Annotated in this window: 15 protein-coding genes and 1 riboswitch; of the genes, 8 read left to right on the plus strand and 7 right to left on the minus strand. The window is 59.0% G+C overall.

Features of this window, described 5'->3' with window-relative positions; translation table 11 throughout:
• Window positions 1-28: 28 nt before the first annotated feature.
• The gene (gene pncA, locus J3P95_RS15290) at window positions 29-682 is read left to right on the plus strand and encodes a bifunctional nicotinamidase/pyrazinamidase (protein WP_434580683.1); all 654 of its coding nucleotides are present in this window, start codon (window positions 29-31) and stop codon (window positions 680-682) included.
• Window positions 683-723: 41 nt separating this feature from the next.
• Window positions 724-1,365: a DUF1345 domain-containing protein gene (locus tag J3P95_RS15295; RefSeq protein ID WP_434557639.1), complete on the plus strand. Its 642-nt coding sequence runs from the start codon at window positions 724-726 to the stop codon at window positions 1,363-1,365.
• A 52-nt stretch (window positions 1,366-1,417) separates the two neighbouring features.
• Here J3P95_RS15295 and J3P95_RS15300 read toward each other — a convergent pair whose 3' ends face one another.
• The 5 genes from J3P95_RS15300 to J3P95_RS15320 form a co-directional block, all read right to left on the minus strand.
• Complete coding sequence (locus tag J3P95_RS15300; RefSeq protein WP_434580682.1) at window positions 1,418-2,731, minus strand: ATP-binding protein; 1,314 nt, start codon at window positions 2,729-2,731, stop codon at window positions 1,418-1,420.
• 3 nt (window positions 2,732-2,734) lie between these two features.
• Window positions 2,735-3,436: a response regulator gene (locus tag J3P95_RS15305; protein ID WP_434580680.1), complete on the minus strand. Its 702-nt coding sequence runs from the start codon at window positions 3,434-3,436 to the stop codon at window positions 2,735-2,737.
• A 181-nt stretch (window positions 3,437-3,617) separates the two neighbouring features.
• The gene (locus J3P95_RS15310; RefSeq protein ID WP_434581194.1) at window positions 3,618-5,771 is read right to left on the minus strand and encodes an autotransporter outer membrane beta-barrel domain-containing protein; all 2,154 of its coding nucleotides are present in this window, start codon (window positions 5,769-5,771) and stop codon (window positions 3,618-3,620) included.
• A gap of 603 nt (window positions 5,772-6,374) precedes the next feature.
• Complete coding sequence (locus J3P95_RS15315; RefSeq protein ID WP_434580679.1) at window positions 6,375-9,203, minus strand: hypothetical protein; 2,829 nt, start codon at window positions 9,201-9,203, stop codon at window positions 6,375-6,377.
• Between the two features lie 195 nt (window positions 9,204-9,398).
• Window positions 9,399-10,586: a pyridoxal phosphate-dependent aminotransferase gene (locus tag J3P95_RS15320; RefSeq protein WP_434580677.1), complete on the minus strand. Its 1,188-nt coding sequence runs from the start codon at window positions 10,584-10,586 to the stop codon at window positions 9,399-9,401.
• Window positions 10,587-10,679: 93 nt separating this feature from the next.
• Window positions 10,680-10,900, plus strand: a riboswitch (cobalamin riboswitch).
• A gap of 99 nt (window positions 10,901-10,999) precedes the next feature.
• Here J3P95_RS15320 and J3P95_RS15325 point away from each other — a divergent pair.
• The 4 genes from J3P95_RS15325 to cobM all read left to right on the plus strand — a co-directional run bounded on the left by J3P95_RS15325 (window position 11,000) and on the right by cobM (window position 13,113).
• On the plus strand, window positions 11,000-11,188 hold the full coding sequence (locus J3P95_RS15325) for a CbtB domain-containing protein (protein WP_434580675.1): 189 nt from the start codon (window positions 11,000-11,002) through the stop codon (window positions 11,186-11,188).
• Window positions 11,189-11,199: 11 nt separating this feature from the next.
• Window positions 11,200-11,895 carry a CbtA family protein gene (locus J3P95_RS15330; protein ID WP_434580673.1) on the plus strand — a complete coding sequence of 232 codons (696 nt, stop codon included), beginning with the start codon at window positions 11,200-11,202 and terminating at the stop codon, window positions 11,893-11,895.
• Window positions 11,892-12,296, plus strand: coding sequence for a cobalamin biosynthesis protein (locus J3P95_RS15335; RefSeq protein ID WP_434580671.1), 405 nt, complete (start codon window positions 11,892-11,894; stop codon window positions 12,294-12,296). The genes J3P95_RS15330 and J3P95_RS15335 overlap by 4 nt, the downstream gene beginning before the upstream one ends.
• A 70-nt stretch (window positions 12,297-12,366) precedes the next feature.
• On the plus strand, window positions 12,367-13,113 hold the full coding sequence (gene cobM / locus J3P95_RS15340) for a precorrin-4 C(11)-methyltransferase (protein ID WP_434581192.1): 747 nt from the start codon (window positions 12,367-12,369) through the stop codon (window positions 13,111-13,113).
• 79 nt (window positions 13,114-13,192) lie between these two features.
• Here cobM and nfuA read toward each other — a convergent pair whose 3' ends face one another.
• Complete coding sequence (gene nfuA / locus J3P95_RS15345; protein WP_025214551.1) at window positions 13,193-13,777, minus strand: Fe-S biogenesis protein NfuA; 585 nt, start codon at window positions 13,775-13,777, stop codon at window positions 13,193-13,195.
• A gap of 254 nt (window positions 13,778-14,031) precedes the next feature.
• Here nfuA and metH point away from each other — a divergent pair, with 254 nt between their 5' ends.
• Window positions 14,032-17,742 carry a methionine synthase gene (metH, locus tag J3P95_RS15350; RefSeq protein ID WP_434580669.1) on the plus strand — a complete coding sequence of 1,237 codons (3,711 nt, stop codon included), beginning with the start codon at window positions 14,032-14,034 and terminating at the stop codon, window positions 17,740-17,742.
• A 78-nt stretch (window positions 17,743-17,820) separates the two neighbouring features.
• On the opposite strand, the gene J3P95_RS15355 is transcribed toward metH, so the two are convergent.
• The gene (locus J3P95_RS15355) at window positions 17,821-24,729 is read right to left on the minus strand and encodes an NEL-type E3 ubiquitin ligase domain-containing protein (RefSeq protein WP_434580667.1); all 6,909 of its coding nucleotides are present in this window, start codon (window positions 24,727-24,729) and stop codon (window positions 17,821-17,823) included.
• Window positions 24,730-24,897: 168 nt separating this feature from the next.
• Here J3P95_RS15355 and J3P95_RS15360 point away from each other — a divergent pair, with 168 nt between their 5' ends.
• The gene (locus tag J3P95_RS15360; RefSeq protein ID WP_186640381.1) at window positions 24,898-25,116 is read left to right on the plus strand and encodes a DUF2970 domain-containing protein; all 219 of its coding nucleotides are present in this window, start codon (window positions 24,898-24,900) and stop codon (window positions 25,114-25,116) included.
• The last annotated feature ends 113 nt before the right edge of the window (window positions 25,117-25,229 follow it).

The raw sequence follows: 25,229 nt of genomic DNA on the forward strand, positions 1-25,229 counted from the left end.
AGTAGGTCAATCTCAAGGAGCAGTCTGCATGCCTACCACGGATAGCAAGTCTACACACACCGCACTACTGGTGATCGACATCCAGAACGACTTCATTCCCGGCGGCCAATTAGCGGTGCCGGGCGGCGACGAAATCGTACCGCTGGTCAACCAACTGGCCCGTACGTTCCGACACGTCGTGTGCGCCCAGGACTGGCACCCCGCCGGACATGCCTCGTTTGCCTCCAGCCACGCAGGCAAACAACCTTTCGACATCATCCAACTGCCCTACGGCGAACAGAAGCTCTGGCCCGACCATTGCGTCGAAGGCACACCGGGCGCCGCGCTGCACCCGGACCTGAACCTGCCCCACGCGCAATTGATCATCCGCAAAGGCTGCAACCCGGCCATCGACAGTTATTCGGCCTTCATGGAAGCCGATCGCCAGACACCTACCGGGCTAACGGGTTACCTCAAGGAACGCGGCATCGACACGGTGTACATGGTCGGGCTGGCCCTGGATTTCTGCGTGATGTATTCGGCGCTGGATGCACGTATGGCCGGTTTCAATGCAATCGTCTTGCTGGACGCTTGCCGAGGCATTGATATCGACGGATCAATGGATACGGCCATCCGCCGCATGCAAGAGGCTGGCGTGAAATTGATCCAATCGAGCGACATTGCCGATCCCGCTTTGGCGTGATGATTCATACTCCGCGCATTCCCGCCTGACAGTGAGCTCCCATGCCGCGCCTCGCCCGCACCCACCCGCGTCTGTCCTGCGCCACGCTTATCGGCCTGACGGCGGGCCTGCTGATTCCCGCGGACTCGATCATCAGCCAAATACTGATCGGCTGGAATGTCGGGGTCTGGACATACCTGGTGCTGATGTTCTGGTTGACCGTGCGGGCCAAGGCACCGGACGTCCAGCGCATCGCCGAACGCGAAGACGAGAACGCGGGGCTGGTCCTGCTGATGGTCTGCATCGCGGCGCTGGCGAGCCTGGCGACCATCACCTTCGAACTGGCGGGCAGCCGTGACCTGCAAACCGCCGCAAAACTGCTGCATTACGGTGTCACCGCGTTGACCGTGATCGGTTCATGGCTGCTGATCGGGGTGATTTTCAGCGTCCACTACGCGCGGTTGTATTACACCTGGGAAGGCAAGGAACCGGCGCTGCGCTTTGCCGAAGGGCTGACCACGCCCAACTATTGGGATTTCCTGTATTTCTCTTTCACCATCGGCGTGGCGGTGCAGACGTCGGACGTGGGTGTTGCGACGCGGCAGTTGCGCAAGATTGTGTTGGCGCAGTCATTGATTGGGTTTGTGTTCAATACGGCGATCCTGGGGTTTTCGATCAATATTGCGGCGGGGTTGTTTGGGTGACGGTATGGGGCCACTTCGTGGCCCAGCGGGAGCAAGCTCCCTCGCCACGGGTTCAGTTAACAGCTTCAGGAGGTGTGGGCAGCCACAGCCGGAATCGTGCCCCGCCCAGTGGCGAGGCCTCGACGGTCAGTGTGCCGCCCTGGGCTTGCAGGGCGCGGCGGCTGATCGCCAGGCCGAGGCCGAAGCCGCCGGTGGCGCGGTCGCGGCTGCGGTCCAGGCGGTAGAACGGCTCGAACACCCGCTCGCGCTCGCTGTCGGGAATGCCGATGCCATCATCGTCGACCCAGATTTCACAGCCTTGCTCGCCGACCAGCACACCGACCTGGATACGCTTCTCGCAATAACGCATGGCATTGCGCAACAGGTTCTGCAACGCCCGTGCGGTGAGGCGTGGGTCCAGCACGAATCGCTCCAGCGCTCCGTGCAGCAACACGTCGATCACCACCTCCGGTGCCGCCAGGTCTTCGTCGAGGCTGCCGAGGATGCTGTCGATGAATTCGTCCAGCGGCACTTCGACCTGCTCCGGCAGGCGCTCGGGGTTCTGCAAACGGCTGTAGGACAGCAGTTCCAGCACCAATTCATCCAACTCGCGAATGTGCGCCACCAACCCTTGCAAACGCTCGCGACTGGCGGGCGGCAGGTCTTCGGACAAGGCCAGCGCCAGGCCGAAATCCAGCCGGGTCAGCGGCGTTCGCAACTCGTGGGACACAGCGTTTAGCAGGTCCCGTTGCTGATTGAGCAGACCCTCGATGTCGCCGGCCATGGTGTCGAACACATGGGCCAGGCTGCCGATGTTGGAACTCGGTGTGATCTGTGTACGCTCGCTCAAGTGGCCCTTGCCGAAACGCTCGGCGGTGCGCTTGAGCCGTTCCAGATCGCGCCAGTGGGGCCGCAGCCAGAGCAGCAGGCAGGCCAGCATCGTTGCGCCGATCAGCACGTTGATGCTCCAGTACAACCAGCTGACATCCGCCGGGTCCGGAGGCACGATCATCTTCACCGCCGTGCGCTCATCCAGCGGCGCAGCCGCCAGGGTTCGCCAGCCCCAATCGCCGATGCGCACAACGTTGTCACCGCGCTTGAGACGCGCCTGCTCGGTGGCGGTGAAACCCGCATCCTCGGTCGCCGCCAGCTCGATGTGCAGCGGCGCGAATTCCTTGTCCATCTGCGCCGCCAGCGCCGGCCATTGCTCACTGGGCACGGCGCGGAACTGCTTGACCATCAAGGTTTGCAGGCCTCGGGAATAGTCGAGATTGTAAGCCTGGAAGCGCTCATGGAACAGGCGGATCACCAGCTCCGGCATCAGGTAGATCGCCGCGCTGTAGGAAACGATGGTGACCAGGTAAAGGCGAATCAGCAGCTTCCACATCGGTCAGCATTCCCACTCGGAACGGCTGAACAGATAGCCCTTGCCCCACACGGTCTTGATCTTGCGCGCTTCGCCGGCGTTGTCGTCGAATTTGCGTCGCAGCTTGGAAATGGCCACGTCTACCGAACGATCAGTGCCGTTGAACTCGATGCCGCGCAGGCGTTGCAGAATCTGGTCGCGGCTCAGTACTTCGCCGGAATGCCGGGCCAGCACCACCAGCAGGTTGTATTCGCCGCTGGACAGCTCGACCGCTTGGCCGCGCCAGGTCACGGTGCGTTCGGACAGGTCGATGCACAGGTTGCCCATGACGATGCGATCATTGACCGTCTGCGGCTCGGTCAGGCTACTGCGCCGCAACAACGTCCGCACTCGGGCGAGCAACACCCGTGGCTCGCAGGGTTTGGTGACATAGTCGTCCGCACCCATCTCAAGGCCCAGCACCTGGTCGTGGCTGTCGTCCCGGGCGGTGAGCATCAGGATTGGTAGAGTCGCCGAATCGGCCCGCAGCAAGCGGCAGACCTGCAAGCCGTCCAGCCCCGGCAGCATCAGATCGAGGATCACCAGGTCCGGCGGATTGACCCGCGCCCGCTCACGTACATGGTCGCCACGGTTGAGCACGCTGACGTGATAGCCGTTGCGCTCCAGGTAGCTGGCGATCAATTCACAGAGGGCGGCGTCGTCTTCGACGAGGAGGATGTTGGGCATGGGTGTATCCAAAGGTACAAGGCGCTGAGAATCTCAAGCCGCCAAGGATATACGCCCTCGTCCGCCGCTGAGCAAAACCCTTACATAATTTCACACAGCCTCAACGTATCTTTATTCCGGATACAGAAATGCCCCGACGTTATCGGGGCATTTCACATTATCCCAAGGCAGGAACCGTCATTTAAAAGAAATAACTCAACCGCAAGCTACCGCTCCAATCCTGACTGACGGTCGTCCCCTTGCTGCCCCCAACCTGGCCCGAAACCTGCCAGTTACGTTGGGCTGGCGTCCACTTCAGGCCTGCACCGTATTCGAACGCGGTACTGGCGCGGTCGTCATCGAAGCTGTCATCGTTAATCCGAACTTCGTTGGTCTTCACGAACTCATGGTTGACGCCGGCCGACAGGCTAGGCTCCAACAGGCTGCCGTTGTCGAGACTGATTACACGTCCGCCCCTTACGCCTACATTTCCTTGTACAGAACGCATAGTGTCGGCTTTGACCTCAAGACCGTTGTCCAGGCGATAACTCTCGCTCTGGGTGACGCCGGTCGAGACCTGCACTTGCGGCTCGATGAAGTAGTTGTCCTGCAGGCGAATATGCTTGCCCACTGCAACCGAACCGCTGGCGCCCAAGGCTTTGTAGTCACCCTTTGAGCGCGTGCCGTCGCTCATGGTGACCTTGGCTTTGTTGTTGAACTGATTGACCTTGGCCATGACATTGACGAACACACCGCTCTGAACATCGAATGTACTGCCGTAAACACCGAGATTTACGCTGTCGACCGTTGCGCTGGATCCATACCGCAGGTCCATGTTGGTGTGACTGGTACCCACGAACCCACCCAGCACCCATGCGCGATCACCAATATCTACCAGCGTATCGGCACCGCCGGTGATTCCGTTCTGGTTCTGTGAGTAACCGTCGCCATAGGCATTTTCGACGCTGTACTGATTACCGTAAGTCCGTATCCAGACACTGTTGCTCAACTTGGTCTCGTTGTCGCTGGCCGAACGCATTGACGCATCGGGCCGTGCGCTGAGCCCCCGATCACCGATCTGATCGTTGAGCATATTCATTTCAGCATTCAATACGCTGCGAGCGCTGCCGGCCAAAGCCAGTGCCGTATTAGTGGACGGGCTGACGGTGTCTCGGTCGGGATTGAGGTACAAACCCTCGCCGTCCTTCTTCAATCGATAGACGAACGTACCGGCGTCGACTGTCTCACGACCGCCCAGCGAGAAACTCGCGTCGCCAGCAGCAATGTTGCCGATCTTGACCGCTTCGGCACTGGTTGGCGTCGTCCCGGTCGCGGAGACCAGCAATTGATGCTGCCCGCTGGCTGTACCGGTGACATTCAGGAAGTCCGTGTTGCCGTTCCCCAGGTCGGTGCCCATGACAAAGGTGCCGTTACCCGACAGCTCGCCAATGTTCAGCTGTTGAAACTGCTCATTAGTGCCCATGCGAACCACACCACTGCTCAGGCCGAGTCGCTGCACGGTGCTGTCGCCGGTCATCACCCATTGCGCCGCATTGTTGATATTCAGGTTGCCCGAATTGGTGATCTGGCCGGTCAGTACAGAGCCGTTATTGAGCAATACGCTGCCGTTGGCATCCGAGAGGACGTCGCCGGTCATCTGGCTGTTGTTGTCCAGCTTAAGGTCGAATACGTTCTCCACATTGCCGTTGATTGCAGAACCGTTATTCAGATTGACCGCGGCCCCCGTACCCGCAACGGCCAGTACGTTGCCGTTCAACGTGCTGTTGGTGTTGAGGTTGACGCTGGTGACGTTCTGCAAATTGCCTTCAAGCGAGGAGGCGTTCTGCATCAACCACGAGACAGTACTGCCGGTCTCGGCAATGACGTCGCCGCGTAGCGCGCTGGCATCGACGTTGACGTTGGCAGTGGAGCGGTTGGTGGCTTGCAACAATGTTCCGTTACCACCGTTCAACTGCGAGCCATTGAGCACGTTGATGGTAGCGACGGCGCCAGCAGCACCAAAGGACCCCACTACGATCGCCGAGCCGGTGTCCCCTGTTACGAGCGTATTGTTCAACGTCACCGTACTGGCGTTGACGCCTGTATTGTCCGCGCCGATTCGCAGGCCGTCCTGCCCACCGGAAATGGTACTGCCGGTCGCCGAAAGCGTTGCGCCTTCAAGCTGGACGCCATAACTGGTGGCGCCGGTGCCACGCAAGGTCGAATCGTTGACCGTCAGGACGCTGAAGCCGGTGGCGTTTGCACCACCGAGGAGGCCGGTAATCGTGCTTCCGCCTGTGACCGTTGCGCTGGAGGCGGTTGGGGTGTTGATATTGCGCCCCAACAGCAGGCCCATACTGTTGCTACTGGTAATAGTGCTGGCATCAATGGTGGCGGAGCTGTCGATCAGCTGAAGACCTCCTCTGTCCACCGCACTATTAACCGTTGCGCCCGAGAGGTTCACGCGAGAAGCGGTGGCATCAATGCGCTGACTCTGGCCTCCGTTGAAAACCACATCGGCATCTTGGGCACTAACGGTCAGCGCTGTACCGTTATCGATTGTGAGTGTCCCCCCTCCCGACACACGCCAGTCTTCAAGAGGGGATGTGTTGTCCACAGTGCCATCCTGCCCCGGCAGGAGAATAGCCGCGAAAGAGTAGGAGGAAACAAAGAAAATCGAACCGAGCAAATAGCGGCCTGCCTTTCCACACTTTGAACCTGATATGCGAGACATTGTATTTTCCTGACAATAGACATAACCGTTAAATGATTTCTCTTAAAAAAACCATCTCTCGAAAGCGCCCGGCAGAATAAAGATTATCGAGCACAACGAATGTAGGAATAATCCTCCGAAGAGCTCAGAATTTTCCGAAACAAAAAAAAAGCAAAGATTACGACCGCAGGGAATCAAGCCAGGAGTTCACACCCCTGGACGTGATTATCTGCTCAGACAACAATATTATGGCGTCGGCGCAGGCGCATCCATCCGATCGCAATACTCAAAACTGGTATTGATGATATCGAACAGCTTAATTACCACCTCGGATGACTGAGTACCGTTTATATCGGTTTCATACCAATATTTCCCGAAGGCAATTGCCCCCCTGAAAGGCTGGTTCAATTTGAACTTATCAGCCGTGCCGACCTGCGCAATATCGACCTGATCCGCCGCCTTGATCACGTAGGGTTGTGAATCTGCCGTGCCTGGCACTTCGGCTGTGCCGGTTATATCCGTGACACCCACAAAATGAACCGTAATATTTTTCCCTGGCGGCAAGTTCGTTGCGTCTTTAGGGATACCCATGGCCATTGTCCAAGCCGTTACAGGGTTGTCCATTGCAAAACAAGAAATCTCGTCACGGGTCCGCATCCTGATGGTTGGAGGCAGCAGGTCAATTTTCTGAGCATTAACAACCACATCCTGCTCAGGCGATTTAATAATATTATTATTACTACCAACGTATTTAATCGTCCAATAAGCTTTAACCGTAGCTGTTGGCAATGCCTTGATGAACGCTGCCGTAACGTTCCCCACTAATTCGCTCTCTCCACCAAAGGGTAGAAACGTGTCAACCAGTGTGCCATTAATATAGAAATCGACTTGCTCACCCCCTACGAGATCAGGCAAACCAAACCAGACTGGAACACTGATGGTACCGGGGCTATTCCTATCGCCAGGAGTAATGATATTAGATGTATTGGAAGCCCCTTTCACTGTAACCAGCTGCAGGTCGGGGTTGATCAGGTCGGGTAAATCGGGGTTGCCGGGGCCCGCATACACAAAATTCAAAAATATGTAAATCACCGGACTATCAAGCGGAGTAGATCCGACGCGGGTGTGCTCGTACCAGACTTTTACCTCCTTGGGTTGTGTCGAATCGTCGAAAAGCCTGGCTAACTTAACGTAATCAAGGGTGAACTCAACATTCGCCGTACCTAGAGGTTTTTTACCAAAACTTTCGAAAACCAGCGAATCAGAAGCATCCTCAATAAACAACTCAATTTCATCCGTGCTGAGACCGTGCAGCGGCTGTTCGACAATAGCCAGCACAGGTGCAGAGCCCGTCACGAAGTCGTCGAGATATAAGGGAACCGTTCGATTCGGGTCGGTCTTTGGAACTTTGGGCTCAAGTAATTCTGGATCTTGTGCCAACCGTAGATCAAACAAAGGTCGAGCATCCGAGCGCGCGCTCAGGTTACCAGGCAAATCTTCCCATTCATAGGCGTGAGAGACCCGAGTCAGGTTAGGTAAATTACGGAGCTCCGCGCTGTCAACGTCGAATGAGCCAGTGGCATCCACTGTGCCCTCAAACACCTTTAGCACGGTGGTACCCGAAGACAGATAATAACTTAAAACATCATCAAGTCGGCGCAGCGGATAACCGACGGGCACGGTGCAAAGCATTTTCGGATTTGTCGTGATCCAGGCTTCATCAAGAACGTAGCCAGGTCCGGCGGGCCGATTGGTCATCGTGACATCAGGTGTCGGTTTGTTTTTCAGTCGCGCAGGAACTTTAACCTCGAACGGTGCGGTACGGTCAATGGCGAACTCTACAATCGTCGAGTCGTCTTTGTTACCGCCACCGCCCTTGTACAACTCATAACGAACTTCGTAACGCGTGGGATCGGCAGGCGTCGGGGCCTCTGGAAACAGACTCGCGTCCACCTCCATTTCGAACGGGTCTGGACGACCTGCGACTAGCTTCATATCAAAGTATCCTGGTACCTTCTGTTCAGTGCCACCCACCACGGTGTAATAAATTTCCAGCTCATCTCCATCCTGAGGATCGGCGAGATTTGTAGCGGTAAAAATTAACAGTCCCGAGTCAAGAACGCTGACAGGAATCGAATCATCAGCCAGCTTATCGTTGATTGCAGCATCGACAGTTACAATGCCTGTAGATACTGCATTTGCACGCGCTTTTGGAGGTTGTAGTTTTGCTCTCATTTCCGTTACTCCTTCGTTCATTGATTTTGTACTCAGACCGGTCGGCCCACTTTCCCCAGGTGTCACTCTGTCTATTCTCACCAATCCTTTTTTCGACATGGCAACCAATCGTCCCCCTCGATAGAGGCGACAAAACACTAGCGCCGAATCATTATCAATGAGCGGTCGGACATAAATTTCAAATGGGACGACCAGCTCATAACCATTATTAACATCATCTGAAGACAGTATCCTGGACCATACTCCTTGCGTTCCTTGAACGGGGTCACCGCTTCCATTTAGCGACCGATATCCCGTCCAATAAACTTCATTGCGATCTCCTGGCAAAGCGATCCCAATGGCAGGAGGGATTCTTACAGTAACGCCGACAATAAGTGGAGGCTCCGTTTTATTGTTCAGATATCCCCACAACGTGGAATGAGGAAAGCTGGGCTCCGCCAGCACTAACAAAGGAGCGTGATCGATGGTTAACTTTCGTGATGGCGAATCGTCAAAATTACCGCCTCCGCGTTTCCAGACGCGGTAGGAAACAAACGCCTCGCCGTCCAACGACATTTGGGCAGGTGTCAAAGGCTCATAAATAAAGGGATCCACAACGATCGCTGGATAAGTTCTATCAACTATTCTAGTTTCGACTCCGCTTTGTAGCCAGAGCACCCAAAGTTGATCATTAGGTCCCGGATCAGCCCACAGAGGAATAACTATCCGCGTGCCGGAGTTCAATATATCAAGAGGCACATAACCTTCTGCGTCATTATCATCCACCCCTTCAACAGACAACGGCTCTGCCAACACTCCCGGTGTAAGCGCAGTTGAAACAGTGGACCGAAGCTTTGTCATGAGCTGTATCACCTTAGCGAGAGCCAAATTATTCTGCTGAAGACAATTAAGCTCCGGCCCCAGATATCTGGCTACTGTCAGGTCTGACAGGTTTGATGACCGTCTGTCGGCTAAATTCGGCGCTCGTTGGGGGGCGGCAAGATGTTGCAACAAGGTTCTACATATGCTCGCGCACGATCCATTTCTGCCCTTTGTTTAACTTGGGACCACTTTGCACAACTCAGCAGCGCACAACGCAATGCTCCGACAAGCGTTACTCAATGCCGTCCGCCCCACCACCAACCCAATCCGAATATGTCCCGCGGCACTCGGCCCAAACGCCTCCCCCGCTAGCACCGACACGCCATACCCGTCCAGCAGCCGCTCGGCAAACGCCTGGGCACCCAGCCCCGTCTCACGCACATCGACCATCACGAACATGCCGCCATCGGGTCGCACCGGTTTGAGGCCCGGGCAATTTTCCAGCGCCGCGCACACCAGGTCCCGCCGCTGGCGGTATTGCTCGCGCATCCGCGCCACTTCAGGCAAATCCTGCTCAAGGGCAACCTGGGCGCCGCGCTGGACGAAATCCGGCAAACCAAACAGCATGCACAGCGACAGGTTCGCCAAGTGGCCGGCCAGCGGTTCGGGTCCGATGGCCCAGCCGATGCGCCAGCCGGTCATGGCGTGGGATTTGGACAGGCTGTTGATAGTGACGGTGCGCTCGGCCATTCCCGGCAGGCCGGCCGGGCTGATGTGTTCGCCTTCGTAGAGCAAGTCGCTGTAGACCTCGTCGCTGATCAGCCACAAGTCATGATCAATGCACAGCTGCGCCAACGCTTGCCAAGTGGGCAGCGGCAGGCTGGCGCCGGAGGGATTGTTGGGGCTGTTGAGCAGCATGGCGTGGGTGCGCGGGGTGATCAGCCGGGCGACGTCGGTCGGCTCGACCCGGAAAGCGTTTTCCGGGCTCACCGGCACCGGCACCACTGTCGCCCCGCAGGCGCCGAACACCGCTTCGTAGGTGACGTACATCGGCTCGGCGACGATGACTTCATCGCCGGGGTTGAGCAAGCATTGCGCGACGGCATACGCGGCGCACTGAGCACCGGGTAACACCGTGACGTGCCCAGCGTCCACCGTTTGGCCGCAACGCGCTTGATGGCGGCGGGCAATGCTGGCCCGCAGGGCGTGCAGACCACGAGTATCCGAGTAATGAGTATCGCCGGCCCGCAGGCTGGCGACGGCGGCTTCGACGATGGCGGACGGAGTGTCGAAATCCGGGTCGCCCACCGACAGCAACAGCACCTCCCTGCCCTGCTCGCGCATGGCCAGCGCCCGATCATGTATCTGCCAGGCGGCGGCGCCGTCGCCGGTGATGCGTTGGGTCAAGGCTGAAAAGCGCATGTGTTTCTCCTGTGAGCGCGGTGTCCAGCCTCAACCCTATCTCAAATCACCAAGCGCGCCAGACACATTGACGCCCACCCCCGCCCATGGTCTCCTGTGCACCTTGTTACGGGTGCCCTTCACAGGGTGAAACGGGAAACCGGTGGATCGTGTGCTTTACTTCAAGGCCACGTCAGTCCGGTGCTGCCCCCGCAACGGTAAGCGAGCGAAGCGTCGAATCCACTGTGCATGCGCATGGGAAGGTGATGCTTGCAGGCAAGGCTAAGGCCCTGCCCCTCGCAAGCCCGGAGACCGGCCCATGACTCAAGCTCAACAAACCCGCGGTGGGCGGGCGCTGTTCGAATCCTGGCGAGCCTTCGCCCAGGTTTTCACTGCGCTCGATTTACCCGCTGAAAAGACCAGAGGGAAGCGCCATGTCGACCATCAGCAGTACCGCCCACACGACCAGCAGCACCGTCACCCTGAGCCAGCGCCTGAGCGCGGCAATCTTCGCCTCGATCCTCGGCGCGGGCCTGGTCTATTTCGCCGGTTTTTCCCACATCGAAGCGGTGCACAACGCGGCCCACGACACACGGCATAGCGCCGCGTTCCCCTGCCACTGAGACCTGCCGACATGATCAAGCGTATCGCCCAGACCGCCGGTTTCAGCGGGTTGCTGGCCGCCCTGCTGCTGACTCTTCTGCAAAGCCTGTGGGTATCGCCGCTGATCCAGCAGGCCGAAACCTACGAAAACGCTCCGGTGGCCGAGGCCCATGAACACGCTTCGGGCGCGGCGCACACCCACGACGCCGAAGCCTGGGCACCGGAAGACGGCTGGCAACGCGTACTCTCCACCACCGGAGGCAACCTGGTGGTCGCGGTGGGTTTCGCCCTGATGCTGGCGGGTTTGTATACCTTGCGCGCGCCGACTCGTACGTCCCAGGGCTTGCTTTGGGGCCTGGCCGGTTACGCCACTTTTGTCCTGGCGCCAACCCTCGGCCTGCCGCCGGAATTGCCTGGCACCGCGGCGGCTGATCTGGCCCAGCGGCAGATGTGGTGGATCGGCACGGCGGCGTCCACGGCAGTCGGCATCGCGCCGATGGTGTTCGGTCGGCATTGGCTGCTCAAGCTGCTGGGTCTGGCAACCTTGCTGGTGCCCCACGTGATCGGCGCGCCGCAACCCGAGGTTCATTCGATGCTGGCGCCCGAAACGCTGGAAAGTCAGTTCAAAATCGCCTCACAGTTGACCAACATTGCGTTCTGGCTCGCCTTGGGGCTGATCAGCGCCTGGCTGTTTCGCCGTGGCGCCCAGGCCCAGCACGAAGCATGAGTACCGGGCCGATCCTGGTGGTCGGCCTGGGCTGCCAACGCGGCTGTCCGGCCAGTGCGCTGCGGGCATTGCTTGACCGGACGCTGCTGGCCCACGGCATTGCGCTCGATGAGGTGCGGGCCCTGGCCAGTATTGATCTGAAGCATGACGAACCGGGACTGTTGGAGCTGGCGGAGCAATTGGCGCTGCCGCTGACGTGTTTCACTGCCGAACAGTTGTCGGGCTATCAAGGGCAGCTCAGCCACCGTTCCCGGATCGCCTTCGAGCGTACCGGCTGCCACGGCATCGCCGAAAGCGCCGCCCTCGCACTGGCCGAGCAATTGGGTTTTTCGCCCGCAACCTTGCGGGTGACCCGTCAGAAAGGCCCGCAGGCCACCTTGGCATTGGTGACGACATCGTAACGCCGGATAATCGCCCGCCGAATCATGAGCGTCGCTCATGCAAGCCTTCATCGTTCAACAGGAACCGGTCATGACCGTTTATTTCATCGGCGCCGGCCCCGGCGACCCGGAGCTGATCACCGTCAAGGGCCAGCGGCTGATTCGCAGTTGCGCCGTGATCATCTACGCCGGCTCCCTGGTGCCCGCCGCCGTGCTGGAAGGCCACCGCGCCGAGCAGGTGGTCAACAGCGCCGAGCTGCATCTGGAACAATTCATCGAGGTAATCAAGGATGCCCATCTCAATGGGCAGGATGTGGCTCGGGTGCATTCTGGCGATCCAGGCCTGTATGGCGCCATCGGCGAGCAGATCCGCTGCCTGCGGGGGCTGGACATCCCTTTCGAGATCATCCCGGGCGTCACCGCCACCTCAGCCTGCGCCGCCCTGTTGGGTGCCGAACTGACGCTGCCCGACGTATCCCAGAGTGTGATCCTGACTCGCTACGCGGGCAAAACCGCCATGCCCGCTGGAGAGGAACTTGCCAGCCTGGCGCAGCATGGAACGACCATGGCGATCCACCTGGGCGTCAATCACCTGGAAAAAATCGTCGGTGAACTGCTGCCTCACTACGGCGCGGATTGTCCGATAGCGGTGGTTCATCGGGCGACGTGGCCGGATCAGGATTGGGTGGTGGGTACGCTGGCGGATATTGCCGAGAAGGTGCAGGCCAAGGGCTTCCGCCGCACGGCGCTGATCCTGGTGGGGCGGGTACTGGGCAACGAGGTGTTCAGCGAGTCTTCGCTGTACCGCGCCGGCCATGCGCATCTCTACAGGCCCTGAAACAATCGATCAGACGGCAAAAACCATGTGGCGAGGGAGCAGGCACCCTCGCCACAGCTCTTGCTGGCAGTGACACCTATCAGTAGTAGGCGTTTTCTTTCTGCGTGTGGTCGGTCACGTCGCGCACGCCCTTGAGCTCCGGGATGCGTTCAAGCAGCGTGCGCTCGATGCCTTCCCTCAAGGTCACGTCCGCCTGGCCGCAGCCCTGGCAGCCGCCGCCGAACTGAAGCACGGCGATGCCGTCTTCGACTACGTCGATCAGCGATACCTGGCCGCCGTGGCTGGCCAGCCCCGGATTGATCTCGGTTTGCAGGTAATAATTGATGCGCTCGTTGACCGGACTGTCGGCATTGACCATCGGCACCTTGGCGTTCGGCGCCTTGATGGTCAATTGGCCGCCCATGCGGTCGGTGGCGTAGTCGACCACCGCATCGTCCAGGAACGCTTCGCTGAACGAGTCGATGTACGCGGTGAAGCTCTTGAGCCCCAGCGCGGTGTCTTCAGGTTTTTCTTCCCCCGGCTTACAGTAGGCAATGCACGTCTCTGCGTACTGGGTGCCGGGCTGGGTGATGAAGATGCGGATCCCGATACCCGGGGTGTTCTGCTTGGACAGCAGGTCAGCCAGGTAATCGTGGGCGGCATCGGTAATGGTAATGGCGGTCATGGAAACTCCTCGCAGGCTTGTCGGCAGTTTACGCCAATCATCGCGCCGGACAAAGTCCTAGTATTTTTGTCAGGAAAGCACCCGACGGCAAGCAGGATGACTGCCGTTTTCGCCGCGCTCAAGCCGTAGGTGACGTGGGCCAGCATGGCCTTGCAAACATGAGCGGTTTTCATGCAAAAGTCACTCATGATCAAATCCCGTGCAGGTTTGCTATTATCCCGCCCTTCGTAATGGTCTTTTTTCCAGGTAGTCCTATGTCCGATCGCAGCGCTCGCCTTTATCTTCTCCAGCAAGCTCTCAAGGAACGCATCCTGATCCTTGACGGCGGCATGGGCACGATGATCCAGAGCTACAAGCTGGAGGAGCAGGACTACCGCGGCAAGCGCTTCGCCGACTGGCCGAGCGACGTCAAGGGCAACAATGACCTGCTCGTGCTCAGCCGTCCCGACGTAATCGGCGCCATTGAAAAAGCCTACCTGGACGCGGGTGCCGACATTCTTGAAACCAATACTTTCAACGCCACCCAAGTGTCCCAGGCCGACTACGGCATGCAGGGCCTGGCCTACGAGCTGAACCTGGAAGGTGCGCGCCTGGCCCGCCAGGTGGCCGACGCCAAGACCCTCGAAACCCCCGACAAGCCGCGCTTCGTCGCCGGCGTGCTCGGCCCGACCAGCCGCACCTGCTCGCTGTCGCCGGACGTGAACAACCCTGGCTACCGCAACGTGACCTTCGACGAGCTGGTGGAGAACTACACCGAGGCCACCAAGGGCCTGATCGAAGGTGGCGCCGACCTGATCCTGATCGAGACCATCTTCGACACGCTGAACGCCAAGGCAGCGATTTTCGCCGTACAAGGCGTTTATGAAGAACTAGGCGTCGAATTGCCGATCATGATTTCCGGCACCATCACCGACGCGTCCGGTCGCACCCTCTCCGGCCAGACCACTGAGGCGTTCTGGAACTCCGTGGCCCACGCCAAGCCCATCTCCGTGGGCCTGAACTGCGCCCTCGGCGCCAGCGAACTGCGCCCGTACCTGGAAGAACTGTCGAACAAGGCCAGCACCCACGTATCGGCCCACCCGAACGCCGGCCTGCCCAACGAATTCGGTGAATACGACGAGCTGCCGGCCGAGACGGCCAAGGTCATCGAGGAGTTCGCCCAAAGTGGTTTCCTGAACATCGTCGGCGGTTGCTGCGGCACCACCCCGGCGCACATCGAAGCCATTGCCAAGGCCGTGGCCGGGTATGCGCCACGACAGATCCCGGAAATTCCTCGGGCGTGCCGCCTATCGGGACTGGAACCGTTCACCATTGATCGCAGCTCGTTGTTCGTCAATGTCGGCGAGCGGACCAACATTACCGGCTCCGCCAAGTTCGCCCGGTTGATCCGCGAGGACAACTACACCGAAGCCCTGGAAGTGGCCCTGCAACAAGTCGAGGCCGGCGCCCAGGTGATCGACATCAACATGGACGAGGGCATGCTCGATTCGAAGAAGGCCATGGTGACCTTCCTCAACCTGATCGCCGGCGAACCGGACATCTCCCGCGTACCTATCATGATCGACTCGTCCAAGTGGGAAGTGATCGAAGCGGGCCTCAAGTGCATCCAGGGCAAGGGCATCGTCAACTCCATCAGCATGAAGGAAGGCGTCGAGCAGTTCATCCAGCACGCCAAGCTGTGCAAGCGCTACGGCGCCGCCGTGGTGGTGATGGCCTTCGACGAAGCCGGCCAGGCCGATACCGAGGCGCGCAAGAAGGAAATCTGCAAGCGCTCCTACGACATCCTGGTCAATGAAGTCGGCTTCCCACCGGAAGACATCATCTTCGATCCGAACATCTTCGCCGTCGCCACCGGCATTGAAGAGCACAACAACTATGCCGTGGACTTCATCAACGCCTGCGCCTACATCCGCGACGAACTGCCGTACGCGCTGACGTCTGGCGGCGTGTCCAACGTGTCGTTCTCGTTCCGCGGCAACAACCCGGTGCGCGAGGCGATCCACTCGGTGTTCCTGCTGTATGCGATCCGGGCGGGCCTGACCATGGGCATCGTCAACGCCGGCCAACTGGAGATCTACGACCAGATCCCGGTGGAACTGCGCGATGCCGTGGAAGACGTGATCCTCAACCGCACCCCCGAAGGCACCGACGCCCTGCTCGCCATCGCCGACAAGTACAAGGGCGATGGCAGCGTCAAGGAAGCGGAAACCGAGGAATGGCGCGGCTGGGAGGTCAACAAGCGCCTGGAGCATGCGCTGGTCAAGGGCATCACCACCCACATCGTCGAAGACACCGAAGAATCGCGTCAGTCCTTCAGCCGTCCGATCGAGGTCATCGAAGGCCCGCTGATGGCCGGCATGAACATCGTTGGCGACCTGTTTGGCGCCGGCAAGATGTTCCTGCCGCAAGTGGTCAAGTCCGCCCGCGTGATGAAACAGGCCGTGGCCCACCTGATCCCGTTCATCGAGGCGGAGAAAGGCGACAAGCCGGAGGCCAAGGGCAAGATCCTGATGGCCACGGTCAAGGGCGACGTCCATGACATTGGCAAGAACATCGTCGGCGTGGTGCTCGGTTGCAACGGCTACGACATTGTCGACCTGGGCGTGATGGTGCCGGCGGAGAAGATCCTGCAGGTGGCCAAGGAGCAGAAATGCGACATCATCGGCCTCTCTGGCCTGATCACCCCGTCCCTGGATGAAATGGTCCACGTGGCCCGCGAGATGCAGCGCCAGGACTTTCACCTGCCGCTGATGATCGGTGGCGCCACCACCTCCAAGGCCCACACGGCGGTGAAGATCGAACCCAAGTACAGCAACGACGCGGTGATCTACGTCACCGACGCCTCCCGCGCCGTGGGCGTGGCGACCCAGTTGCTGTCCAAGGAATTGAAACCGGCGTTCGTCGAGAAAACCCGCCTGGAATACATCGATGTGCGCGAGCGCACGTCCAACCGCAGCGCTCGCACCGAACGCCTGAGCTACCCGGCGGCCGTGGCGAAGAAGCCGCAGTTCGACTGGAGCAGCTACCAGCCGGTCAAGCCGACCTTCACCGGCGCGCGAGTGCTGGACGACATCGACCTGAACGTCCTCGCCGAATACATCGACTGGACGCCGTTCTTCATTTCCTGGGACCTGGCCGGCAAATACCCGCGCATCCTCACCGACGAAGTGGTCGGCGAAGCGGCCACCGCGTTGTACGCCGATGCCCAGGCGATGTTGCGCAAGCTGATCGACGAAAAACTCATCAGCGCCCGCGCCGTGTTCGGCTTCTGGCCGGCCAACCAGGTGCATGACGACGACTTGGAAGTCTACGGCGACGACGGCAAGCCGCTGGCGCGCCTGCATCACCTGCGCCAGCAGATCATCAAGACCGACGGCAAGCCGAACTTCTCCCTGGCCGACTTCGTTGCGCCCAAGGACAGCGGCGTGACCGACTATGTCGGCGGCTTCATCACCACCGCCGGCATCGGCGCCGAAGAAGTCGCCAAGGCCTATCAGGAAGCTGGCGACGATTACAACTCGATCATGGTCAAGGCCCTGGCCGACCGCCTGGCCGAAGCCTGCGCCGAATGGCTGCACCAGCAGGTGCGCAAGGAACATTGGGGTTACGCCAAGGACGAGAGCCTGGACAACGACGCCCTGATCAAAGAGCAATACACCGGCATCCGCCCTGCCCCCGGCTACCCGGCCTGCCCGGATCACACCGAGAAGGCCACGCTGTTCCGCCTGCTCGATCCCGAAGCCAGCGAGCTGAAGGCCGGACGCAGCGGCGTGTTCCTCACCGAGCACTACGCCATGTTCCCGGCGGCAGCGGTCAGCGGTTGGTATTTCGCCCATCCACAGGCGCAATATTTTGCCGTGGGCAAGATCGACAAGGACCAAGTCCAGAGCTACACCGCCCGCAAGGGGCAGGACTTGAGCGTGACCGAGCGTTGGTTGTCGCCGAACCTGGGTTACGACAACTGAGCAAAAAATGCCGACCGTCGATGGCCCCCAACATCGAGAGGTCGGCATTCGTCTGCGCCGCTTAAGCGCAGACTCGGATCAGTTGCGGTGTGACGGCCCAGGTTGAGGTGATCCGTTCCCGGAGATCTCCGTTTCAGCGGCGACGCCCCGCAAGTCATTCAGCTCCCTTCGCGTCAGCTCGACCAGTTTCTGCGTGCGCAGGGTATCCACTGTTCTGCTCAACGCGTTCAGTTGCAGGTTGTACTGCTGCGTATCGACTTCGCCGTCAGCCCGGCGGTCTTCGAGTTCGCTCAGCAGTTGATCACGTCGATGGGCAACGGAATCACTGATGTCGCTCATTTGCTCCGGATATCGCTCGTGTAGGTAGTTCGTCCAGTATTCCCGCGAGACCATGCTCACCAATAGCGCATCGGTCTGCTCTGCCTCAAGAATCGAGGCACGCGTCTGTGCCAGCCGCGCTCCGGTGATCGGGGCGCCGTAGGCCATATGAGAGGGCTGCGCCGGCAAATCGATGCCATCACCCCATCCTGTCGTCAGACCAATGCGATAGCGCAGACGCATTTCTGCCCGGTCAGTGCCCGCGCCTGCTACTTCGGCCAACGTATCGACCCTGTCCAGCCGAAACAATTGCCGCGACAAGCGCAGCAAGGCCTGGCCCCTTAATATCGGGCGGTCCTGGGGAATGTCGCGCAGGGCCTGGTAGACAAATACCCGAACCTCCAGCTCGCTGAACGTCAGAATACGACCGTCGATGCAGGTACCGTGGGTCTCAGCGTTCTGGAACAGCAACTGGCGCAACTCGCTGTTCTCGCCGGCAGCCTCCATGACATTCCACACCCTTCGCGTCAGCTCTGCGCGGCCAAATCTGAAATCGAACGTGTCTTGCAAGAGTGCAATCAACTGGAAGAACCGCTCATGATCGTTTTCTTCGGCCAATTGCGTCCAGATTCTGCTCCGCAGGCTTGTCTGTTCAACATCTGAGCCGACCAACCATGGCTCCAACGCCATGGGCGATGTATCACGCGAAGGATCAAGGAGAGGCTCGACCGGGGCGACGGCGGCGTGAGGATCGTGGCCGTCTCCATGGACTTCGCCCTCGGAGTCGTCAAAATCCGAAGTGCCACCTTCACCCTCTCCCGTCTCTAGCACGGCTATCCAGCTGTCCAGCTCGTCCAGGGAAAAGCCCATCAGGCTCGTGCGATTGTGCTGTTCACTGTAGCTACGAAGTTCCCAGAGGGCGTCGAACGAGAGTTCTTCACAGTGACTCAGATCCGTCCCGGCCACGAGCGCGTCGTGATTGCCGTTCAGCAGTCCCTCTGGAATATCGGTAAGCGCATTGCTGCTGAGGTTCAATACACGCAGATGTTGCGCACTCAATACGTGCTGGGGCCATTCCTCTATCTCGTTGTCGCTTAGATCCAGCGTTTCGAGCTGGCCGAAATCCGCAGGATCGAACGTATCCAGCCCGTTGCTGCGCAGGTTGAGTCCACGCAAGCGACCGTTGGCCAATAGCGGATAAACCGCCTCCGGCGCCAGGTTGTTATAAGCCACCTCCAGGTATTCCAAACGATTCATATGAAGGACAGCGTCTGGCAGCGCGCTCAGTCCATTGCTGCTCAGGTTCAATTGATTCATATGGGGAAAGGACGCTAAAAAACCGTTCGAACCCTGTTCGCTTAACAAGACCCCCGAAAGATCCAGGTCCGTTACACCAGGTAGTCGTTCAACCATCTGAGGCAAGTCGCCCAGCTGTAGACCATGCAGACTCAGTGTCTGCCCTGCCCCATCCAAGCGCGTCAAGCCTTCTTGCCACGCGTCGCGAATGCGTTTCGCCGCAAACACTCGGTTCTGGGAAGACACTATGCTCCTGCCTTGGCGCAGTTGCCGTGTAAAGATCCAACCATTCAACTGACGAGTCAGCGAGTGACGTGCCTGGTGCCACTGACTGATCTGCGCGTCGATTTGCCTGTTGGTCATCCCGTCCCTGCGCCACTGCTCAAGCTTCAGCGCGGTCTGTTCCGACGTCATGCTTGGATCCACACGCTGCAGGCGAAGTTGCAGCCCGGCATCTCCCTCGGCCACTGCCGATTCCTCTGGCAGAGGCAATAAAAGTTGAGCGATCGACCAGCCTGTTTCTGAAGGCGGGAAATGAAGCGGTATCGTTTCCTGGGCAAATCGCGCCAACGCGCCTTGGGGAAGTCCTGTTGCATGCTCGACGCGTTGCTGCGCCGCGCCTAGGGCTGCTTCGCCTTCAGGGCTGAAGGGATTCCCGGTCAAGTTGACTTTCAGCAAAACCTCGTCACTGGACAGCACTGTCGATGGCAGCAACCGCAGCTGGTTGTCACGCAAGTCCAGCCAAGCCAGTTGCGAGAGGTGCTCGGCCCCGGTCGGCCAAGCCTGCAATTGGGTTGCCCTGAGATTCAACGCCCTGAGCTGCGTCAAGGCGCTGACATCGAAGGTGTTGAGCGGGTTGTTTTCCAGGTTCAGCTCTACAAGATTCTTCAAGTCGTTGAATTGTGCTTGCAGAGCAGGTTGGACGAGCAGGTTGTTGTTGCGCATGTCCAGTTGCCTTAAGGCCGGCAAGTCGCCGGCGACAAAAGGCAATTCGGTGAAGCCACTGTCACTGATGTCCATGATCAACGTGCCACTGAAGGCCCTGAAGAAGTTGCGTGCCTGCTCCAGGGAAACGTCCAACGACCCAAGGTTCAATGTTCGAACATGGGAAAAACTGCCGGTGGGCAACACCGGCAGCGTCGTTATTTTTTCAGTGGCAAGACTCGATCCGGATGGAGGCAGCTCAAACCTGGCGCTACCCACCTGCAGACCAAAACGCCGGTGTAGAGCATCGGTCCAGCTGTTTCGCAAGACGCGAAACAAGCGTCCGCCTTCGGGCTGTCTCCAGTGCGCTGAAAGAACAGCATGTGTCAATCCGGCAGGCTCAGTCGGCTCATAAAACTGGGTAAAGATTGCATCGTGTTCAGCCCTGAGTGTTTCCAGCGCATCAAATCGTTCCTGGGGGGTGTTCGAAGCGTTCTTGAATCGCTCGGGCAGGCGTCCCAGGTACTCGCTCCTCCCGACCATGAGCTGCAATTGCTCGTGACAGTACTCGTCCACCATTCGGTCCAGATCAACCAGATGACCGAACTCACCGGAGTAGCTGCTGACATACCGGTAGGCACGCTTGAAGGCGTTGGGAGTCAGTTTTGACCAATCCAGCGACAACCCGCTCCACAGCTTTTCGTGCCCTTCGAATATCGCCTCAGGCAACGTGTGTATAGACGTGTGCGTCAAGTCCAGGCGTTCGAGTTGCGGCAGGCTCTGCACAGAGTCAGGCCATCGCGATAACGCATAGGGCGCCTCGATCTTCAACGTTCGCAAACGGCTCAACGGCGTCAGATCAAGACCTTGGATGATGGCCGAGTCGAAACCTGAGTAGTAGATGTGCAACGCCTCCAGTGAAGTCAACGCTGTGAGTCTCGCCGGGAAATCCGCTGCCAACATGGAAGCGCCGGTGGTGAACCGCAGATTGATGAGCTTTGGCATCTGGCCCACGGCTTGCGGCAATGTGGTCAGCGGTTGTGCTTGGATGGACAGATCGATATAGGCGTTTTCCCGCCCGCCAATCGACAATTTCGTCACGCCGGGAAAATGCGCCAGGAAGGCATCCGCATTGGCGTCGGTCAGGCCGCTGCCCACGATCGACAATTCACGCACGTGTGAAAAGTCGGCGCTGATTGCCGGCGGCGACTCCTCGCAAGAAAGCGCCAAGCGCGCTGCTTCAGGTAGCTCCTGTGCCAGCGGGCCATTGCGCCAGCTGTCCTTGAGCGCCAGCACAAATTGATTTTTGTGAAAGTCGGCCGAAGTGCCCGTCGCCGCTCCCCGCCACTGATCGAGCGCATCACTGAGCGCGTCCCACTCACGCTGGCGCGTTTGCAGTACCGAATAGATCTGCTGATCTGTCTTGCCCCGCTGCTGCCGGATAAAGGCCTGGGCCTGCTGTCCCTCCGGATAAAGCGCCTCCACCCGCGCCTCCAGGGAAGGATTCATCCCCCTGCCACGCCCGCTGGCGTAATAGCCCTTGAGCGTCGCGCTTATTCGAACCGGTGGCTTGAAGCGTTTGGCGTGAGGCTCCAGGAACTCTGTCAGTACCTCGTGATGCGAGTCAGCGTAATCGATGATTTTGCGTTGCAGTTCGCCGCTCGGATCGACACGCGACAACCCCAGTGCGGAACGCGCATCATCAGGCAAGGTTTGCAGGAGCGAGCCGTAGAAGTTGTCACCCTGGCGGGGGATGCTGTCGAGCGTTTCCCCACGCTCATTGAACGCCTGATAACGAGGTCCGTTTTTGATCAGGTACTTTGTTTCACGCGCATATTTGTCGCCGATGCTATCCAGCAGTACACCCTTGGTGCTTTCCTCGCGGACTTCCAGACGCACTGCATCCGGCCATCCCGGCAGCCTTTCCAAGGCACGCAATGCCAGGCGCCGGCTGTCAGCCGAAGTGATATTGTCGCTGCGCAATCGTGCATACGCCCGAAGCTGACGTCCTTGTCGTGCATACCAGCGAGCCTCTTCCAGCAGCTTCAACGGCGTGCGTCGCGTTGCATCCAGACCAGCCAGATCAGCGGAACTGCCATGGGCGATCACCTCCTGCGCGGCAGCCTCGCTAAGGCCGGGACACTCACGTTGCAAGATCCTGATTCGAACGTCCGTCGATTCCGCGTAGTAGAGACTGTCGAAAATCGCCGGCTCATGGGATTGGGCAAAATCCTCCGGTTGCCGGATGGTCACTTTGGAGGGTGTCGCACCGTGCAACCGGCCCGCCACCTGGCCTGCCTCGGCATCCGCCTTGAACAGGCGCATTGCATCCCTCAGCCCAGGCGGGGGAGCCGCACGGTCCATGTGCATTTTGCGCAAGGTGTCGTCGCTGACGCCGCTGATATCGGCGAGCCGGAGCAGCACCTCGTCCGAGAACGCTGCGGTCTCATGCCCGATGCGCCTGAGCAGTGTCAGGCGATCCCACGTCATCGGACGTTCAAGCGAATGTCGCCAGGCGCCAGTACCGTTATGCACGAGGATGGGTTGATACGCCGCGGTGTCCGTCGGATGCTTGACGCGCCATTTGTGAATCGACTCGTCGAAAAACTGCTCGTAGGCCTTACCCCCTTGCCGGATATAGGTCTTGCCATCGACTTCGTATTGCCCCAACGCGTTCGGAGCGCTCCTGCCGTCGAGCGTTACCGCGCTTTCATAGCCGCTCAGATCCGGCCTCCACAGGCGAATTTCGCCATTGGGCAATGTCACGGCCTGAAGGCGCTCGATCACCGGTTCCGGTTTGATAGCGACCAGCTTGCTGAACCCAGCGCCCGCGCCGGCCATGACGCCAATCATCGCCAGGTTTTGCGCGACATCGACCAAGTGCGCCTTGGCGGCTCGTTTATCGCCTTCACCCCACTCGACTGCACCGTCAAGGGTTTCGTACAACAGTTGTCCCGCCATGACCGTCATCATGACCTCACCCAACACCGGAACGAACATGGACAGCATATTCACGGCAAACAGACCCAGCTGCTCCAGATGGGCGAGTTTTGCGGCTCTAGTCTTGACGTCGACGTCATTGGTGGGAACTGCATGACTGCGCGCATCGGCGAGCACCCTTTCACGATGCTGGTCGTAGAGGTAGGTCCACAGATCCAGGTTATCAGCCCACAACGCCCGGCCTTCCTGAGGGCGCGTTGAAGTGGCGATGTACGGGGCAGGATTGCGCTGCATCTTTGGACGTTTAGGAGGAAGCTCATTGGGCTGCGTCAGAAGCGAAAAAGGATCGACGAAAGGCAGCCACTGCACACTTAATGGATCGCTCGATGACCCGGCCACTTCCTGGACAAACTGGCTGAAGAAATAGGGTCGCTTGTCGTAGGGCACGAACTGGCTGAAGAAACGCTGATAGGACGTCGGCTTGGTGTCTTGCGATTTCCCGGTATCGGGAGTGGTCAGCAACTGCTTGAAACGCCTATCCAGTTGGTCGTTGTTGTAGCGTTTCAATGGATGCACGGGGTCATGGGGAACGTAGAGAATCACTTCAGTGCTGTAACGATGCATCTCACAAATCGAGAACGCGATACAGCCCACCAGCCTCTGCTTCATCAGGGTCATGTCTTCGAACCAGACCGGTTTTTCATCGATCCAGGGGTTGTTCTGTCCCTTGATGACCGAGAGGATCATCGCGTAATCCTTGGGTTCGATATCCTTTGCCAGCAGCGCTTGCTCGGCTGCGGCCCTCAGCGCGGTTTTCTGGCTGGCAATGAAGTGCTGGCGAAGCGTCGTGTCGGTCGTCGCGTCAGCCGGGTAGAAAAATGACTTGAGGTAGGCCTGGTACTTCGCACCGATATCCAGCGTGCGGCACAAGGTCAGGAATTGACCGACCGACATGTCCAACGCCACCGACGTGTCAGTGCCGGGCGGGTCCGTTTCAACTACAAATCTGGAGCTTTCGTGGTAGGCGTCCTGGTCACACTCCCAGCGTTCAAAGTTGTGCAGCGCGGCTTGCAGCAGGGGCAACTTGAACAGTTCGAACCAAGTCACTTCGGTATTAAACACACCCAATTTCAGCGGTCGCCTGAGGCTTAGCTGGGTCTTGTCGACGTCCACCTCAATCTTGAACCGATCTTTCAGTGCCTGGCGCAGTAGCGGCCTGGCAAAACTGTCGATGTCCTGGAACGTTGACAGGGTTTTATCCAGCTGGGTCTGTGCTGCGAATTTGTCCTTGAAACAGGCATCCACAACCTTACGCTGCGCTGGCGAAGCGTTCCTATACCAGGCCGGCGCTTGGGTTCCGGCTTGTTTGATTTCCTGTTTGCGGAGTGTCGAAGCCTCGATAAGCCAGGCGGGCATTGCGGTTTCCAAAAAACCTGCGTGCAAACTCTCCGTAGCCCGCGGTCTTGTCTGTTGTGCTTTTTCCGGCGTATGTGTGGAACTGGGTGACATAGGTCGCTCCTTTGAATGAAGCGACAGCAAACCAGCTCGGCGAAGCGCATGTGCGGTACATAGTTATGGAGGGATCGGCACTGTGTAACAGAACGAGGATGAGCAGATTCAATCCACGAATGCGCAGTTTGACTATGCTTTGTCGGGACGACTTTCAGTGAGGGATGTATGGACGATCCAGTCGACAACAAACCGCCAACGCTGTTGCAGATGATGCACAGCGTGCTGGCTGCGGCGCTCGGTGTGCAGAGCAACAAGAACCGCGCCCGGGATTTCACCCACGGCAAGCCGAGTCACTTTGTGATATTGGGAATCGCGTTCACGGTGATCTTTGCCCTGACGCTGTTTGGCATCGTCAAGCTGGTGGTGCATCTGGCGGGTTTGTAGAAACCTCCGGCATCAACCCCTGCGGGAGCTGGCGAACCGGCTCCCGCATTGGCATTGCGTGGGCGGCAGATTATTGATGGCTGACCCAGAACACCGCCGTGCCCACCACCAGG

The sequence above is a fragment of the Pseudomonas sp. Z5-35 genome (assembly GCF_051131945.1).
Lineage (GTDB): Bacteria > Pseudomonadota > Gammaproteobacteria > Pseudomonadales > Pseudomonadaceae > Aquipseudomonas > Aquipseudomonas marvdashtae.